Source organism: Stenotrophomonas terrae, assembly GCF_001431465.1.
GTDB lineage: Bacteria > Pseudomonadota > Gammaproteobacteria > Xanthomonadales > Xanthomonadaceae > Stenotrophomonas > Stenotrophomonas terrae.
The window spans coordinates 1-14,068 of record NZ_LDJJ01000090.1 but is presented as its reverse complement, the minus strand read 5'-3'; the positions used below and the strand labels follow the sequence as shown (position 1 = coordinate 14,068).

General features: G+C 65.5%; 13 protein-coding genes. All 13 read right to left on the bottom strand.

The features are described from left to right. Window positions 1-182 precede the first annotated feature (182 nt). Window positions 183-3,350 carry an efflux RND transporter permease subunit gene (locus ABB27_RS18630; RefSeq protein WP_057630789.1) on the bottom strand — a complete coding sequence of 1,056 codons (3,168 nt, stop codon included), beginning with the start codon at window positions 3,348-3,350 and terminating at the stop codon, window positions 183-185. Between the two features lie 29 nt (window positions 3,351-3,379). Further along, entirely contained in the window at window positions 3,380-4,384 is a 1,005-nt protein-coding gene (locus ABB27_RS18625) for an efflux RND transporter periplasmic adaptor subunit (RefSeq protein ID WP_057630787.1), read from the bottom strand. Beyond that, entirely contained in the window at window positions 4,381-5,661 is a 1,281-nt protein-coding gene (locus tag ABB27_RS18620) for a TolC family protein (protein WP_057630784.1), read from the bottom strand. Before ABB27_RS18620 ends, ABB27_RS18625 begins: the two co-directional genes overlap by 4 nt. A gap of 54 nt (window positions 5,662-5,715) precedes the next feature. After that, window positions 5,716-6,099: a hypothetical protein gene (locus tag ABB27_RS18615; RefSeq protein ID WP_057630783.1), complete on the bottom strand. Its 384-nt coding sequence runs from the start codon at window positions 6,097-6,099 to the stop codon at window positions 5,716-5,718. Window positions 6,100-6,302: 203 nt separating this feature from the next. Continuing rightward, entirely contained in the window at window positions 6,303-8,087 is a 1,785-nt protein-coding gene (locus ABB27_RS18610; protein WP_057630780.1) for a DUF885 domain-containing protein, read from the bottom strand. A gap of 109 nt (window positions 8,088-8,196) precedes the next feature. Continuing rightward, a complete protein-coding gene (locus tag ABB27_RS18605) occupies window positions 8,197-8,532 on the bottom strand; it encodes a lipid-A-disaccharide synthase N-terminal domain-containing protein (protein WP_057630778.1) in 336 nt (111 codons plus the stop codon). 2 nt (window positions 8,533-8,534) lie between these two features. Then, window positions 8,535-9,257 (bottom strand): glycosyltransferase family 2 protein, encoded by a 723-nt coding sequence (locus tag ABB27_RS18600; protein ID WP_057630776.1) that lies wholly within the window; start codon window positions 9,255-9,257, stop codon window positions 8,535-8,537. Between the two features lie 72 nt (window positions 9,258-9,329). Beyond that, window positions 9,330-10,295, bottom strand: a complete 966-nt coding sequence (locus ABB27_RS18595) for an SDR family NAD(P)-dependent oxidoreductase (protein WP_057630774.1) — start codon at window positions 10,293-10,295, stop codon at window positions 9,330-9,332. Then, entirely contained in the window at window positions 10,292-10,639 is a 348-nt protein-coding gene (locus tag ABB27_RS18590) for a suppressor of fused domain protein (protein WP_161809671.1), read from the bottom strand. The genes ABB27_RS18595 and ABB27_RS18590 overlap by 4 nt, the downstream gene beginning before the upstream one ends. A gap of 40 nt (window positions 10,640-10,679) precedes the next feature. Then, window positions 10,680-10,988 (bottom strand): helix-hairpin-helix domain-containing protein, encoded by a 309-nt coding sequence (locus tag ABB27_RS18585; RefSeq protein WP_057630770.1) that lies wholly within the window; start codon window positions 10,986-10,988, stop codon window positions 10,680-10,682. 34 nt (window positions 10,989-11,022) lie between these two features. Continuing rightward, on the bottom strand, window positions 11,023-11,937 hold the full coding sequence (locus ABB27_RS18580; RefSeq protein ID WP_057630768.1) for a ParB/RepB/Spo0J family partition protein: 915 nt from the start codon (window positions 11,935-11,937) through the stop codon (window positions 11,023-11,025). Beyond that, the gene (locus ABB27_RS18575) at window positions 11,937-12,734 is read right to left on the bottom strand and encodes a ParA family protein (protein WP_057630766.1); all 798 of its coding nucleotides are present in this window, start codon (window positions 12,732-12,734) and stop codon (window positions 11,937-11,939) included. Before ABB27_RS18575 ends, ABB27_RS18580 begins: the two co-directional genes overlap by 1 nt. A gap of 518 nt (window positions 12,735-13,252) precedes the next feature. Further along, window positions 13,253-13,891, bottom strand: a complete 639-nt coding sequence (rsmG, locus tag ABB27_RS18565) for a 16S rRNA (guanine(527)-N(7))-methyltransferase RsmG (RefSeq protein ID WP_057630761.1) — start codon at window positions 13,889-13,891, stop codon at window positions 13,253-13,255. Window positions 13,892-14,068: the final 177 nt, after the last annotated feature.

Here is a 14,068-nt window from a genome sequence, read left to right as displayed (position 1 = left end):
TCACCCCAACCCCTCTCCCGTTCACGGGAGAGGGGCTTCAAGCAGAGAAGCATCGCAAGCCCGGACCACCGGTTGTAGTGCCGAGCCATGCTCGGCAGAGGCCTTACAAGCGCGCCCTCACCCCAACCCCTCTCCCGTTCACGGGAGAGGGGCTTCAAGCAGAGAAGCGACCTCGATCGATGCTACTTCCCGTCCCGGTGCAGCCAGCGGTACAGCACCGGCAATACCAGCAACGTCAGCAGCGTCGAGGACACGATGCCGCCGATCACCACCGTTGCCAGTGGTCGCTGTACTTCCGAGCCGGCGCCCACGTTGAAGGCCATCGGTACGAAACCCAACGATGCCACCAATGCCGTCATCAGCACCGGCCGCAGGCGGCCCAGCGCACCTTCGCGCACGGCCACATCCAGACTGCGACCCTGTTCGCGCAGATGACGGATGAAGCTGATCATCACCAGGCCGTTGAGCACCGCCACGCCGGACAGGGCGATGAAACCGACGCCGGCCGAGATCGACAGCGGAATGCCACGAAGTGCCAGCGCCAACACGCCACCGGTCAGCGCCAAAGGCACGCCACTGAACACGATGCTTGCATCGCGGGCCGAACCGAATGCCCAGAACAGCAGCGCGAAGATCAGCAGCAAGGTCACCGGCACCACCACAGCCAGGCGCTGGCTGGCCGAGATCAGCTGCTCGAAGCTGCCGCCATATTCCACCCAGTACCCGGCCGGCACCTCGACCTGAGCGTCGATGGCCTGCTGCAGCTCGCTGACGAAGCCACCGAGGTCGCGATCACGCACGTTGGCGGTGATGACGATGCGGCGCTTGCCGTTGTCGCGGTTGATCTGGTTTGGGCCTTCGCTGCTTTCAATCCGCGCCAGCTCACGCAGCGGCACCGTCCGTGCATCACCACTGCGCCAACCACCGGCGCGACTGGATTCATCCGCACTGTCCTGCGCCAAGGCCGGCTCCAGCGATACCGGCAGATCCGCCAACGCCGCCGGGTCCTGGCGGATGGTTTCGGGCAGGCGCACGACGATGTCGAAACGTCGGTCACCTTCGAACAACTGCCCCGCCACACGCCCGCCCACTGCCGTTGAAACCGTGGACTGCAGTTGGCCCGGATTGAGCCCGTAACCGGCCAAGGCCGCGCGATCCGGCGTGACCGTCAGCAGAGGTAGACCACTGGTTTCCTCCAGCCGTACATCGGCCGCACCCGGCACTTTGCTGGCGACCGCGACGATGCGCTGGCCTACCTGCGCCAGCGTGTCCATGTCGTCACCAAACAGCATCACCGCCACGTCGGCACGCACACCCGAGATCAACTCGTTCATGCGCATCTGGATCGGCTGGGTGAACTCGTAGTTGTTGCCCGGCAGTTCCTCCACCGCCGCTTCCAGTTCGGCCAGCAGCTGGGTGCGCGATTTGCGCGGGTCCGGCCATTGCTTGCGTGGTTTCATCATGATGAAGGTGTCGGCCACCGACGGCGGCATCGGATCGGAGGCGACCTCCGGCGTGCCGATCTTGGAGAACACCTTGTCCACTTCCGGCAGCTGCTGCAGACGCGCTTCCACCTGTTTCTGCATGTTCACCGACTGGCTAAGGCTGGTGCCGGGGATGCGCATGGCATGCATGGCGACATCGCCTTCGTCCAGATTGGGCACGAACTCGCTGCCCAGCCGCATTGCCAATACACCGCAGCCGATCACCAACACCAAGGCACCGGCAACCACCCAACGTCCGCGCCGCATCACCCAGGCCAGCAGGGGCTCATAGCGTGCACGCAGCCATGCCATCAAGCGGTTTTCCTTCTCCTCGACGCGGCCACCCAGGAACATCGCAATCGCCGCCGGCACGAACGTCAACGACAGCAGCATCGCGCCGCTGAGCGCCAACACCACGGTGATCGCCATCGGGTGGAACATATTTCCTTCCACGCCGGTCAGAGCGAAGATCGGCAGGTACACCGCGGTGATGATGCCCAGGCCGAACAGGCTGGGGCGGATAACTTCGGCGGTGGCGCTGGCGGTTTCGGCAAAGCGCTCCTCGCGGGTCATGGCGCGGCCCAGCGCATGCGTGCGTTCGCCGAAGCGACGCAGACAGTTCTCAATGATGATCACCGCGCCATCGACGATCAGGCCGAAATCCAGCGCACCCAGACTCATCAGGTTGGCCGATACGCCGCCGCGTGCCATGCCGGTAAGGGTGAACAACATCGCCAACGGAATCACCGCGGCGGTGATCAGCGCCGCACGGAAATTGCCCAGCAGCAGGAACAACACCACGATCACCAGCAGCGCGCCTTCAAGCAGGTTCTTGGCCACGGTCTGGATGGTGCGATCTACCAGCGCGGTGCGGTCATAGCTGGCGGTGACGGTGACGCCTTCGGGCAGGCTGCGCTGCGCCTGTTCCAGCTTGGCCGCTGCGGCCTGCGCCACCTCGCGGCTGTTGGCACCGACCAGCATCACCACCGTGCCCATCACCACTTCGTGGCCATTCTGGGTGGCGGCACCGCTGCGCAGCTCCGGACCTTCGCCCACCTCGGCCACGTCGTGCACATGGATGGGCACGCCTTCGCGCCGCGCCAGCACGATATTGCCGATTTCCTCCAGCCCAGCCACCTGCCCCGGCACCCGCACCAGGAACTGCTGGCCGTTACGCTCGATATAGCCGGCACCGATGTTCTGGTTGTTTCCCTCAATAGCTTCGGCAACATCATCCAGGGTGAAGCCCAACGCACGCAGCTTGGCCGGATCCGGAGTGATATGGATCTGCCGCTGGTAGCCACCAATGGTATTGACCTCGGTCACACCGGGTACGTTGCGCAGCTGTGGCCGCACCACCCAGTCCTGCAGCGTGCGCAGATCGGTGGCGGTGTATGGCGAACCATCGGGCTTGCGCGCCTTGGGATCGGCGTCGATGGTGTACATGAAAATCTCGCCCAGGCCGGTGGCAATTGGCCCCAGCTGCGGGTCCAGACCTTCCGGCAACTGAGACTTCACCTGCTGCAGGCGCTCGGCTACCTGCTGGCGGGCGAAGTACAGATCGGTGCCGTCCTTGAACACCACGGTCACCTGCGACAGGCCGTAGCGCGACAGCGAGCGCACCTGTTCAAGCCTGGGCAGGCCGGCCATCGCCGTTTCCACCGGATAGGTGATGCGCTGCTCGCTCTCCAACGGCGAATAGCCATCGGCGGCGGTATTGATCTGCACCTGGACATTGGTGATGTCCGGCGTGGCATCGATGGACAGGCGGGTGAAACTCCAGCTGCCGATCGCGATCAGCGCCAGGGTAAGCACCATCATCATCCAGCGATGGGCGATGGCACTGCGGATGATGCGCTCAAGCATGGCGGCGCCCTCCGCGTTGGCTGCGGCAATCAATGTTCATGCGCGGCCCCCGCCTTGCCCAGATCGGCCTTGATCACATAGCTCTGCTCGACCACGACCTGCTCGCCCACACGCAGACCGTCCTTGATCTCGACCTTGCCCGCATCACGCGCGCCCAGCGTCACCGGCCGCGCGGTATAGGTATCGCCATCGCGCACGAACACGACATCGCGGCCTTCCATGGTCTGCAAGGCCGACAAGGGAACAACCACCGCTGCCGGCTGCATCGCCACCACGATGCGCGCTTTCACTGCGGCGCCGGGCCGCCACAGGCCATCGTCGTTGCGCACGCTGGCGCGTGCCACCGTGCTCTGACTCGCCGTGGCGGTGCCGGGCAGTACGCGTTCCAGCGTAGTGGTCTGGCTGACGCCATCGGTCATGCGGGTGACGGTGACCGGCACGCCGGCGGTGATGTGCTGGGTATCGTTGCCGAAGATATGCAGGTCCACCCACAGCTCGGACAGGTCGCCGATTTCAAACAGCGGCGTGCCCTCGCCCGCCACCGCGCCTACCTGCGCCTGCCGCGACAACACCACGCCGCTGATCGGTGCGCTGACGCTGTAGGTGGTCAGGCTGAGGTTGCTGTCGATGCTGGCCAGGGTCTGGCCCGCGCCGACGCGATCACCGACGTTTGCACGCAGCGAACGGATCGGCCCGGGGAAACGCGCCATCACCTGCGCCACGCGCCCATCCACCGGCGTCAGCAGGCCCTGCACTTCGTGCTCATCGGCGATGGTGCCAGCCTGCGCAGCTGCGCTGCGGATGCCGGATTGTTCGGCCATCGCTGCCTTGATGGTGGTGCTGTCGGCTTCTGCTTCTTCGCCTTCTCCATGGGCGTGGCCGTCTGCATCACCGCCCTTTTCTTCACCATGCTCATGGCCAGCGTCTTCTGCTGCACCGGCGCCGGCTTCAGCTGCCGGCTTTGCACCGCAGCCGACCAGCAATAAGCTCATTGCCAGCACGCCGGCAGCTACAACATTCATCGGACGGCTCATCGTGCGTTCTCCACGGCAACGGTTGCATCGGTGGCCAACATGCCCTGGCCGGTAAGACGCTGAATTTCGATCAGCGCGGTGTGTGCGGCGATGGCCGCATCCAGCTGGCGCTGACGCGCCTCGATACGCATGGCCTGCAGCTGCGCCCACTCCATGTAACTGGCGGCGCCGGCGCGCCATGCACGTTCGGCGGCGCGCTCGGCCTTCTGCAGCTGCGGCAATACATCGGCCTGCATGCGCTGCACTTCCAAGCGCGCGGTGACATAGCGGCCATGCGCCTCGGCCAGGGTGGCGTAGAGCTGCTGCTGGCGGGCCTGCCGCTGGTAGGGCAACAGCGCGAGGTCAGCCTCGGCCTCGCGGATTTCCGGCGCGGCACGGCGGGCGCTGCCCAACGGAATGCTGAAGCCGCCAACCAGCGAGGTGGCGTTGTCGGCGCGGCTGTTGCGTACCCCGGCCTGCCAGCTCCAATCCGGGCGGCTGCGCGTGCGCACCAGTTGCAGCTGGGCCTCGCGGATGCGCTGCTCGCCGAGCAGCTCGGCCAGTTCGGGAGCGCGCTGCAGATCGTCATTGAGCAAAGCGAAATCGCGCAGCGCCGGCAGTTGCAGCGCATCGCCGCTCACCGCGTTGAAATCAGGCGTACGTGCGCCCCACAACGCGGCCAGCGATAGCCGCGCGGCGCTGGCTTGTTCGATTGCACGATCGCGGTCCAGTTCGGCCTGCGCCAGCATCGCCTGCGCAGTGAACAGCACCGACTCCGGCGAGGCACCGGCCTGCAGCCGCAGGCGCGCGGCATCAATCGCGCGGCGGCGTTGTTCGATATCGGTATTGGCGATCTGCAGCGCAGATTGCGCGTGTGCTACTGCGAGGTAACGGCGGGCGGCTTCGGCCAGCAGATCGAGCCTAGCGGTGGCGCGTTGCGGCGCCAGCGCATCGATATTGGCCTGGGCCAGCATGCGGCGGGCGTCGAGCTTGTCGCCGCGTTCCAGTACGCCGGACAGGCTGACCGTGGCTTCGGCGCCCTGCACGCCGCGGGTATCACCGCTGCCGAGCAGGTTCTCGAGCTCGACACCCAGTTGCATGGGCGGGCGCAGCAGCGCGGCATCGCGGCGGGCTTCAAGTACGGGACGCTGCGCATCGATCAGGCGCAGCTCGGGGTGATCAAGTGCAACGCGGACGATGGCATCGTCCAGCGTCAACGGCACAGCAGACGCTGGCGCCTGCGCATACGCGCGCGGCACCAGCGCAAAGGCGACAACAGCCGCCAGGCGCATCCACATGGGTTTCTCCAGATAGCAGGTTCAGACGTAAGGGCCGGCCATGGGGCCGGGACGTCAGACGGCTATCGGGGGGCGGAACAGACTTTCGGTCGGGTGCGAGACCGCTTGCGTGCCAAGGCTGACCTGCGCCTGCTGCGCAGGTGGTGATGACAGGCTCCAAACGGGAGTGACGGTCGGCAGCACGCCGCCGTGGCCGTGGCAGTCCACGCAATGCACCAGGGCGTGGAGCAGCGCGTTGGCGCTGTCTTCGGCATCCGGTGCCATCGCGAGTTTGCTGTCGTCGTGCTCGTGCACGTCGGCACCTATATCGGTGTGGGCCAGCATGTGGATATCGGTGAGTGCTGCGGCCAGCGAGGTACCGAACACGCCAAGGCCGACCAGCACCAGCATCAGCAGGCGTAGCAGGTATAGGCGGCGGTGGCGCAGGGATTGCAGCATCGGGGCAGGTTAGCCGGTGGTGCTTGGGTTACACAATCGCAGAGCGGAGGCGGTGGTTCAGGTGGGGGTTGTTGCCCCTCCCCTTTGGCGCAGCCAAGGGGGAGGTTGGGAGGGGGTGGCTTTGCTTGTTGCTTTAGGTCACTGCGAAGTGCACCCCTCCCCAACCCTCCCCTTGGCTTCGCCAAAGGGAGGGAGCAGAGGACTTACTTCGCCGCTTTGCGCTCTGCGATATATGCGTTGATCTGCTGCTCCAGCACCGGCAGCGGTACCGAGCCCTGCTTGAGCACGGCGTCGTGGAAGCCCTTGATGTCGAACTTGTCGCCCAGTTCCTTCTCAGCCTGGGCGCGCAGCTTGACGATGGTGATCTCGCCCAGCTTGTAGCTCAGTGCCTGCGCCGGCCAGGAGATGTAGCGGTCCACCTCGGTGGTCACTTCATGCTCGCTCAGCGCGGTGTGGTCACGCAGGTAGGCAATCGCGCGGTCGCGGTCCCAACCGTAGTGGTGCACGCCGGTGTCGATCACCAGGCGGCAGGCACGCCACATCTCATAGGTCAGGCGGCCGAAATCCTCATACGGCGTCTGGTAGATGCCCATGTCGATGCCGAGCTTCTCGGTGTACAGGCCCCAACCCTCGCCGTAGGCCGAAATATAGGCGGTACGGCGGAACTCGGGCTGGCCGGTCTGTTCGGCGGCAAGTGCGCCCTGCAGGGCGTGGCCCGGGTCGGACTCGTGCAGGGTCAGTGCCGGCAGGTTGTACAGCGGCCGCGCCGGCAGGTTGTAGGTGTTGAGCCAATAGGTGCCCATGCCGCCGCGGCCGGCGGTCCAGAACGGGGCGATATCCGGCGGCACCGGCACGATGGTGAAGCGCGCACGCGGCAAGGTCATGAACTTGCCGATCACACCGTCCACGCGCTTGGAGATCCACGCCGCACGCCACAGCAGTTCATCCGGTGTCTTGGCATAGAACTGCGGGTCGGTGCGCAGGAATTCGAGGAAGTCGGCAAAGCGGGTCTGCTCGCTTTTTCCCTTGAAACCCAGCTTGTCGATGATGGTGTTCATTTCCTGCTGGATGCGATTCACCTCAGCCAGGCCCTGCGCATGGATCTGCTGCGGGCTCAGGTCCAGCGTGGTGTATTCGCGGATCTGCTGGCGGTAGAACTCCTTGCCGCCGGGCATTTTCTCGGCCGCCAGGGTGGTGCGCGACTGCGGCACGTACTCTTCACGGTAGAAGGTCAGCAGCTTGCCGAAGGCCGGCACCACGCTGCCGCTGATGGCCTGCTTGGCCTCGGCCTGCAGCTTGGCCTGTTCGGCAGCGGGAATGCTGTTGGGGAGCTTCTTCAGCGGCTCATACAACGGCGACTCGGTCGGGTCCTTCAGCTCGGCTACCGTCGAGATGGAGACATCACGGCCTTCCAGCACCGCACGCGGCACGCTGAAACCGCGCGCCAGGCCGGCGCGCATATTGACCATCTGCTGGTCGAAGTAACGCGGCACATCGTTCAAGCGTGCGATGTAGTTGCGGTAGTCGTCCGCGGTCTTCATCTCACGGCGGGCCATGAAACTGAGGTTGGACCAGAACGAGGAGTCCGAGTTGAACGGCATCTCGTAGCTGCCCAGCCGCACTTCTTCGGCCAGGCTTTCCACCTGGTACTTGTAGATGGCGTAGTTGACCTGGTTCTCGGCCGACAGCTTGGCCGGGTCGATGGCCTTGAGTTGGGCCAGCACCTCGTCCCATACCTTCAAGCGCGCCTGCTGTGCAGCGGCGCTCACATCCGGCAATTTGGTGCTGTTGGCCGGGGCGTCGCTGTCCTCGCTGGCTTCGCCGCCGCCGGTCTGGCGCCAGGCCCATTCCTTCTCGTAGATCGCCTTGAACTGATCATCGAGGCCTTGCGTGGCCAGTGTGGCCGGCGCCGACGGTGCGGCGGCAAAGGCAGGCGTGGCACTCAGGCCAAGGGTGAGCAGCAGCGCAACGGTCAACGGCGATTTCACGATCGGTATTCCCCAGGTGATTCATTCACCCCGATCATCGCATTGAAGCCACCACCCGACCTAGACGGATTCGGGCGGCAAACCGCCGGATTTGGGCACAGTTGCCCGCTCAGTGACCGGCTTTGTCGCGCCGCCAGCCGCGGTGCTTGATGTCCAGGCGCAGGCTGTACAAGGCGGTGAATGCCGGGAACAGGTTCTGCACCACGCCCACCGCATCCTGCTTGGACGAGAACACGAAGTAGCTCAACGTCATCAGGCTGCCGGCCACGCTCATGTACCAGAACAGGCGCGGAATCACCGGCTTGCCGGCGCGGCGCGAGGCCATGAACTGCACCAGCCAGCGGCCGCCGAACATCAACGCGCCGGTCAGGCCGATCAGCTTCCACGGCGACATGTGCACGCCGGTCCACTCCAGCCACACCAGCGGTTGGTTCATGAAATCCATGCTCAGACCTCTTCCACGGCGGTGCGCTTGGAACGGGTGATCAGCCAGGCCACGCCACGCAGGTCGCGGATGCCGACCAGGGCCCGGCCCAGGTTGTTGTACTTGGACACGCCGCTGGTGCGGTGGCGGTGGTTGACCGGCACGCTCACCGTCTTCCAACCGGCGCGCTGCATCAACGCCGGCAGGTAACGGTGCATGTGGTCGAAGTACGGCAGGTCGAGAAACGCGGCGCGCTCGAACAGCTTGATGCCGCAGCCGGTATCCGGGGTGTCATCGCGCAGCATGCGTGCGCGGATGGCGTTGGCCCACTTGCTGGCCCAACGCTTGCTGCCCGAGTCCTGGCGGTTGACGCGCCAGCCGGCAAACAGTTTGACCTGCTCCTCGGCGCTGCCACGTGCGGCCAGCAGTTTGGGGATGTCGGCCGGGTCGTTCTGGCCGTCGCCATCGAGCGTGGCGATCCACGGCGCGCGCGCGGCCTTGACGCCGGTGCGCACCGCCGTGCTCTGCCCGCTCTGGCTGACGTGGTGCAGTACCCGCAGTTCCGGGTTGGCGGTCTTCAGCGCCTGCAGTACCTGCAGGCTGTCGTCCTTGGAATTGTCGTCGACGTAGACGATCTCGAAATCGATCTGGCCGCGCAGCGCGGCGGTGATTTCATTGACCAGCGGGGTGACGTTGTCGCGTTCGTTGAAGACGGGAACAACCACTGAGAGGCTGGGCTGGGTCATTGCAGTTTCCGCAAGTTTTACGTTTCAAGAAAGATTACGCATTCCCAGAACCCAACTTGGCGGAAGCGGGTGTCAGGCGCGTAACCCGAAGTAACTGCGACACCACTCCACCACCGGCGGCAGGCCCAACTCAATCGGCGTGTTCGGCGCGTAACCGAAAGCTGCCTGCGCGCGCGAGGTATCGGCCATGGTTTCCACCATGTCGCCCGGCTGCATCGGCTTGTAGACCTTGTGCGCCGGTTGCCCCGCGGCGGAGGCGATCACGTCGATGAAATGTTCCAGCTCCACCGGGGTGTGGTTGCCCAGGTTGAACACCTGGTGGGGTGTGGCCTGGGCGGAGGGATGCGACAGCGCCCCGAGGATACCGGCGACGATGTCAGAAACATGTGTGAAGTCGCGCCGCATATGGCCGTCATTGAAGACATCGATGCTGCGCCCGGCAAGCACCGCGCGCGAGAACAGCAGCGGCGCCATGTCCGGCCGGCCCCAGGGGCCGTAGACGGTGAAGAAACGCAGGCCGGTGGCCTTCAGGCCGTACAGCTGGGCGTAGGTATAGGCCATCAACTCGTTGGCGGCCTTGGTGGCGGCGTACAGCGAGCGCGGCTGGTCCACGCGCTGGTCTTCGGAGAACGGCGGCGTGGCCGAGTTGCCATAGACCGAACTGCTGGAGGCATACACCAGGTGCTGCACGCCGCGGTGCCGGCACAGCTCCAGCATGTTGACGAAGCCGACCAGGTTGCTTTCGACGTAGGCGTGCGGGTTTTCCAGCGAATAGCGCACGCCGGCCTGGGCGGCCAGATGGATTACCTGGGTCGGCTGGATTTCGTCGAACAGCGCGGCCAGGCCGTCGCGGTCGGTGAGGTCCAGCGCGCGCAGGTCCAGCTGCGGGCACAGCGCCGCCACCCGGTCACGCTTGAGTTGCGGGTCGTAGTAGTCGTTGTAATTGTCCAGCCCGACCACACGCTGGCCGCGTGCGGCCAGTGCCTGGCAGGTGTAGGCGCCAATGAAGCCGGCGGCGCCGGTGACGAGGATGGTCATGCGGAAATTCCAGACAGGTGTTCACGGGCCGGATTGTGCCGGCCCGGTTCGATGACATCGCCGATGTCGTTGTCACTCATCAGATCGGTAAGGGCGTAGGTGCCCTGGCGCAGTTTCAGCGCCATTTCCTGCGGGCACAACGGCGCCAGGGACAGGAAGTCGATGCGGGTGTGCACGTCGACGGCCGCGTGCAGCACGTTCGACATTGGCCCGAGATGGCGCTTGCCATGCGCGCTGATCACATCGGCATGGACGTGCCCACGCGCGGGCGCGAAGTCGCAGCCCTGCGCATGGCTGAGGATGCGGCTGCCGCCCGGGCTGATCTGCTCGTTTAGCTTGCTCATGCGATGCTCCGGTACGTGACCACGACCCATCGCCCCTGCCTCACCACATGGTGAGCGGCGCTTCCTTGGCCAGGGTTTCCTTGCGTTCCTTGCTGTACGCCCACCATGGCTGCGGCGCTTCGCCGCCCATGAAACGCAGCACCGACAGGAACACGTCGATCACGCACGGATCATGCACCACGCCGGTCTTCAGACACAGCTGCGCGTACATATCGTAGGCATCACGCCCGCGCAGATGCGCGGGGACTCGGATTCCGATCAGACGGAGATCCTTTTCACAGGCCGGCCCGACATTCGGCAGGTCGGTCAGACGCAATAGATGATTGCGGTCGACCTTGGTGGGGTTCATTGCCTTGCGTTCACCTCGTTGGGGAAGAACTGCGTCAGCCGTTCTGGCGGACGCGCAGACGCTCCAGCACGCCGTCCAGCGTGTCCAGATCGGTGTAATGAATGACCAGCTTGCCCTTGCCGCCGCGGCCGTGGCTGATCGCCACCTTGGCGCCCAGCGATTCGGACAGCTCGGTTTCCAGCGATGCGATATCGGCCTGCGGCGCGCTCGGCGACGGCTTGGCCTTGCGCGCGCCCGGCACCTTGCCAGCGGCAAACTGCTGGGCGCGGTGTTCCACTTCACGCACCGACCAGCCCTGCTCGGCGGCCTCTTCGGCCAGCTTGGTGGCCAGTTCCGGCGCCAGCGTCAGCAGCGCGCGGGCATGACCCATTTCCAGGCGACGGGTTTCCAGCAGCACGCGCACGCCGATCGGCAGATCGATCAGGCGCAGCAGGTTGGACACCGAGGCACGCGAACGGCCCACGGCCTGCGCCGCTTCGGCATGGGTCAGCGAGAACTCGCTGACCAGCCGCGCCAGTGCTTCGGCTTCTTCCAGCGGGTTGAGGTCTTCACGCTGGATGTTCTCGATCAGCGCCATCGCGATGACGGTGCGGTCTTCCAGCTCGCGCACCACCGCCGGCACTTCGTCCAGCCCGGCCAGGCGCGAGGCGCGCCAACGGCGTTCACCGGCGATGATTTCGTAGCGGCCGCCTTCGATCTGGCGCACCAGGATGGGCTGGATGATGCCCTGTGCCTTGATCGAGTCGGCCAGTTCGGCCAGCTTGCCTTCGTCCATGTCGCGACGCGGCTGGTACTTGCCCGGCTGCAGCTGGTCGATGGGCAGCTTGCGCAGCACTTCGCCCGGTTGCGGCTCGGCAACAGCGGCGACGGTGACCGGGGTTACTGCGCCCTTGGGGCCCAGCAATGCATCAAGACCACGGCCAAGACCGCGCTTTTTCGCTGCACTCATCAGACAGCCTCCACGGCCCGGGAGGGCTGCTTGCTTTCATTGTTGCGGCGGATGATCTCGCCGGCCAGGCCCAGGTAGGCCACGCCACCGCGCGAGGCGCGGTCGTAGCCGACGATGCTCTGGCCATGGCTGGGCGCCTCGGCCAGGCGCACGTTGCGCGGCACGATGGTGCGGAACACGCGATCGCCAAAGTATTCGGTCAGCTGCGCCGACACGGCATTGGCCAGGTTGTTGCGCACGTCGAACATGGTGCGCAGCACGCCTTCGATTTCCAGCGCCGGGTTGAGGTTGATCTTCAGCGCATCGATGGTTTCGACCAGCGCGCTGAGGCCTTCCAGGGCGTAGTACTCGCACTGCATCGGCACGATCACCGAATCGGCGGCGGCCAGCGCGTTCAGCGTCAGCAGCGACAGCGCCGGCGGGCAGTCGATCAGGATGTAGTCGTATTGATCGCGGATCGGCGCCAGCGCGCGCTTGAGCCGCTGCTCGCGCTCGCTCTGGTCCATCAGCTGGATCTCGGCGGCGGTCAGGTCGATGTTGCCTGGCAGCAGGTCGAAGCCTTCGGGCGTGGTGACACGCACCTCGGCCGCAGTGATCTCGCCCAGCAGCAGGTCACAGGTGGACGCTGCCACTTCACGTTTGTCCACGCCACTGCCCATGGTCGCGTTGCCCTGCGAGTCCAGGTCGACCAGCAGCACACGTTTTGGTGCGGCGGCAAGGGAAGCAGCCAGATTGACAGCCGTCGTGGTCTTGCCGACGCCGCCTTTCTGGTTGGCGATGGCGATGATGCGAGCCATGCAGGAGAGCCTCGTTGGCGAAGTTGGACTGGTCATTATGGGGGTAGCGGCGCGCAGGCGGAAATCGGTTTCCGGGCAGGAGGCGGCTTTGGGCCGGGAAGTTGCCCTGATTTGCGTCGCTTTTGCGGTTGCCCCCTCCTTTTGGCCGCAGGCCAAGCAGAGGGTTGGGGAGGGGTGGCTTTTGGCTTTGGCTGGTAAAGCCCTGCCGAGCATGGCTCGGCACTACCCGCCCCGCTCTTGCTCAAAGCCCCTCTCCCGCTTGCGGGAGAGGGGTTGGGGTGAGGGCAGCTTTGGCCGGTAAAGCCCCCTGCCGAGCATGGCTCGGCACTACCGTTTTAGCCCCTCTCCCTTTGGGAGAGGGGTTGGGGTGAGGGCAGCTTTGGCTGGTAAGGCCCCTGCCGAGCATGGCTCGGCACTACCGTTTTAGCCCCTCTCCCTTTGGGAGAGGGGTTGGGGTGAGGGCAGCTTTGGCTGGTAAGGCCCCTGCCGAGCATGGCTCGGCACTAGCTCCCGCCTGCTTACTTGCGCTCCACAACCACCAGATGACGGTCGCCTACCAGGCCCGGCACCTGCAGCGGGCGCACTTCCAGTACCTGCCAGCCGGCCGGCAGCTGGGCGATCTCTTCGTGCGGGTAGACGCCCTTCATCGCCAGCAGCTGGCCGCCGGGGCGCAGCAGGTGGCCGCCGACCTCGATGATGCCAGCCAGAGTGTCCATGGCGCGGGCGGTGAGGTTGTCATAGGCGCCCGGCTCGTCCAGCGCCTCGGCGCGGGATTCGGCCACGCGGGCGTTGCTCAGGTCGAGCTGGCGCACGGCCTCACGCATGAAGCGGGCTTTCTTGCCGTTGCTTTCGACCAGGGTGACCTGCAACTGCGGGTGGGTAATGGCCAGCGGGATGCCCGGCAGCCCGGGGCCGGTGCCCAGATCGGCCAGGCTGCCGCTGCTGACATGCTCGGCCATGGCCAGCGAATCAAGCAGATGGCGGGTGACCATTTCACGCGGGTCGCGGATGGCGGTGAGATTGTAGGTGCGGTTCCAGCGCACCAGCAGCGTCAAATAGGCCAGCAGGGGCTTGGCCAGGGCGGCATCCAGGCCCATGGCTTTCAAACCGTGGTCGAGGTCACTGGCGACTTCGCGCGGGAGAGTGGTGTCGTTCATGGCGGGGATTATCGCAGGAGTGGCTGCCCAGGCTCCCTCCCTTGCCCCGCAGGCCAGCTTTGCCCCCTCCCTTGTGCGCAAGCACAGGGGAGGGTTGGGGCGGGGTGCTTTGGACTTGAGCTTTGGATCTTTCGCGCGGGGCAAGAGCAACGGCAACAGCTACCCCTCCCCGGCCCT

Excerpts from the sequence above, each read along its gene's own strand:
- rsmG (WP_057630761.1), bottom strand. The coding sequence starts at position 13,891 with ATGAACGACACCACTCTCCCGCGCGAAGTCGCCAGTGACCTCGACCAC.
- ABB27_RS18620 (WP_057630784.1), bottom strand. The coding sequence starts at position 5,661 with ATGTGGATGCGCCTGGCGGCTGTTGTCGCCTTTGCGCTGGTGCCGCGC.
- ABB27_RS18625 (WP_057630787.1), bottom strand. The coding sequence starts at position 4,384 with ATGAGCCGTCCGATGAATGTTGTAGCTGCCGGCGTGCTGGCAATGAGC.
- ABB27_RS18615 (WP_057630783.1), bottom strand. The coding sequence starts at position 6,099 with ATGCTGCAATCCCTGCGCCACCGCCGCCTATACCTGCTACGCCTGCTG.
- ABB27_RS18585 (WP_057630770.1), bottom strand. The coding sequence starts at position 10,988 with ATGAACCCCACCAAGGTCGACCGCAATCATCTATTGCGTCTGACCGAC.
- ABB27_RS18605 (WP_057630778.1), bottom strand. The coding sequence starts at position 8,532 with ATGGATTTCATGAACCAACCGCTGGTGTGGCTGGAGTGGACCGGCGTG.
- ABB27_RS18630 (WP_057630789.1), bottom strand. The coding sequence starts at position 3,350 with ATGCTTGAGCGCATCATCCGCAGTGCCATCGCCCATCGCTGGATGATG.
- ABB27_RS18600 (WP_057630776.1), bottom strand. The coding sequence starts at position 9,257 with ATGACCCAGCCCAGCCTCTCAGTGGTTGTTCCCGTCTTCAACGAACGC.
- ABB27_RS18575 (WP_057630766.1), bottom strand. The coding sequence starts at position 12,734 with ATGGCTCGCATCATCGCCATCGCCAACCAGAAAGGCGGCGTCGGCAAG.
- ABB27_RS18590 (WP_161809671.1), bottom strand. The coding sequence starts at position 10,639 with ATGAGCAAGCTAAACGAGCAGATCAGCCCGGGCGGCAGCCGCATCCTC.
- ABB27_RS18580 (WP_057630768.1), bottom strand. The coding sequence starts at position 11,937 with ATGAGTGCAGCGAAAAAGCGCGGTCTTGGCCGTGGTCTTGATGCATTG.
- ABB27_RS18595 (WP_057630774.1), bottom strand. The coding sequence starts at position 10,295 with ATGACCATCCTCGTCACCGGCGCCGCCGGCTTCATTGGCGCCTACACC.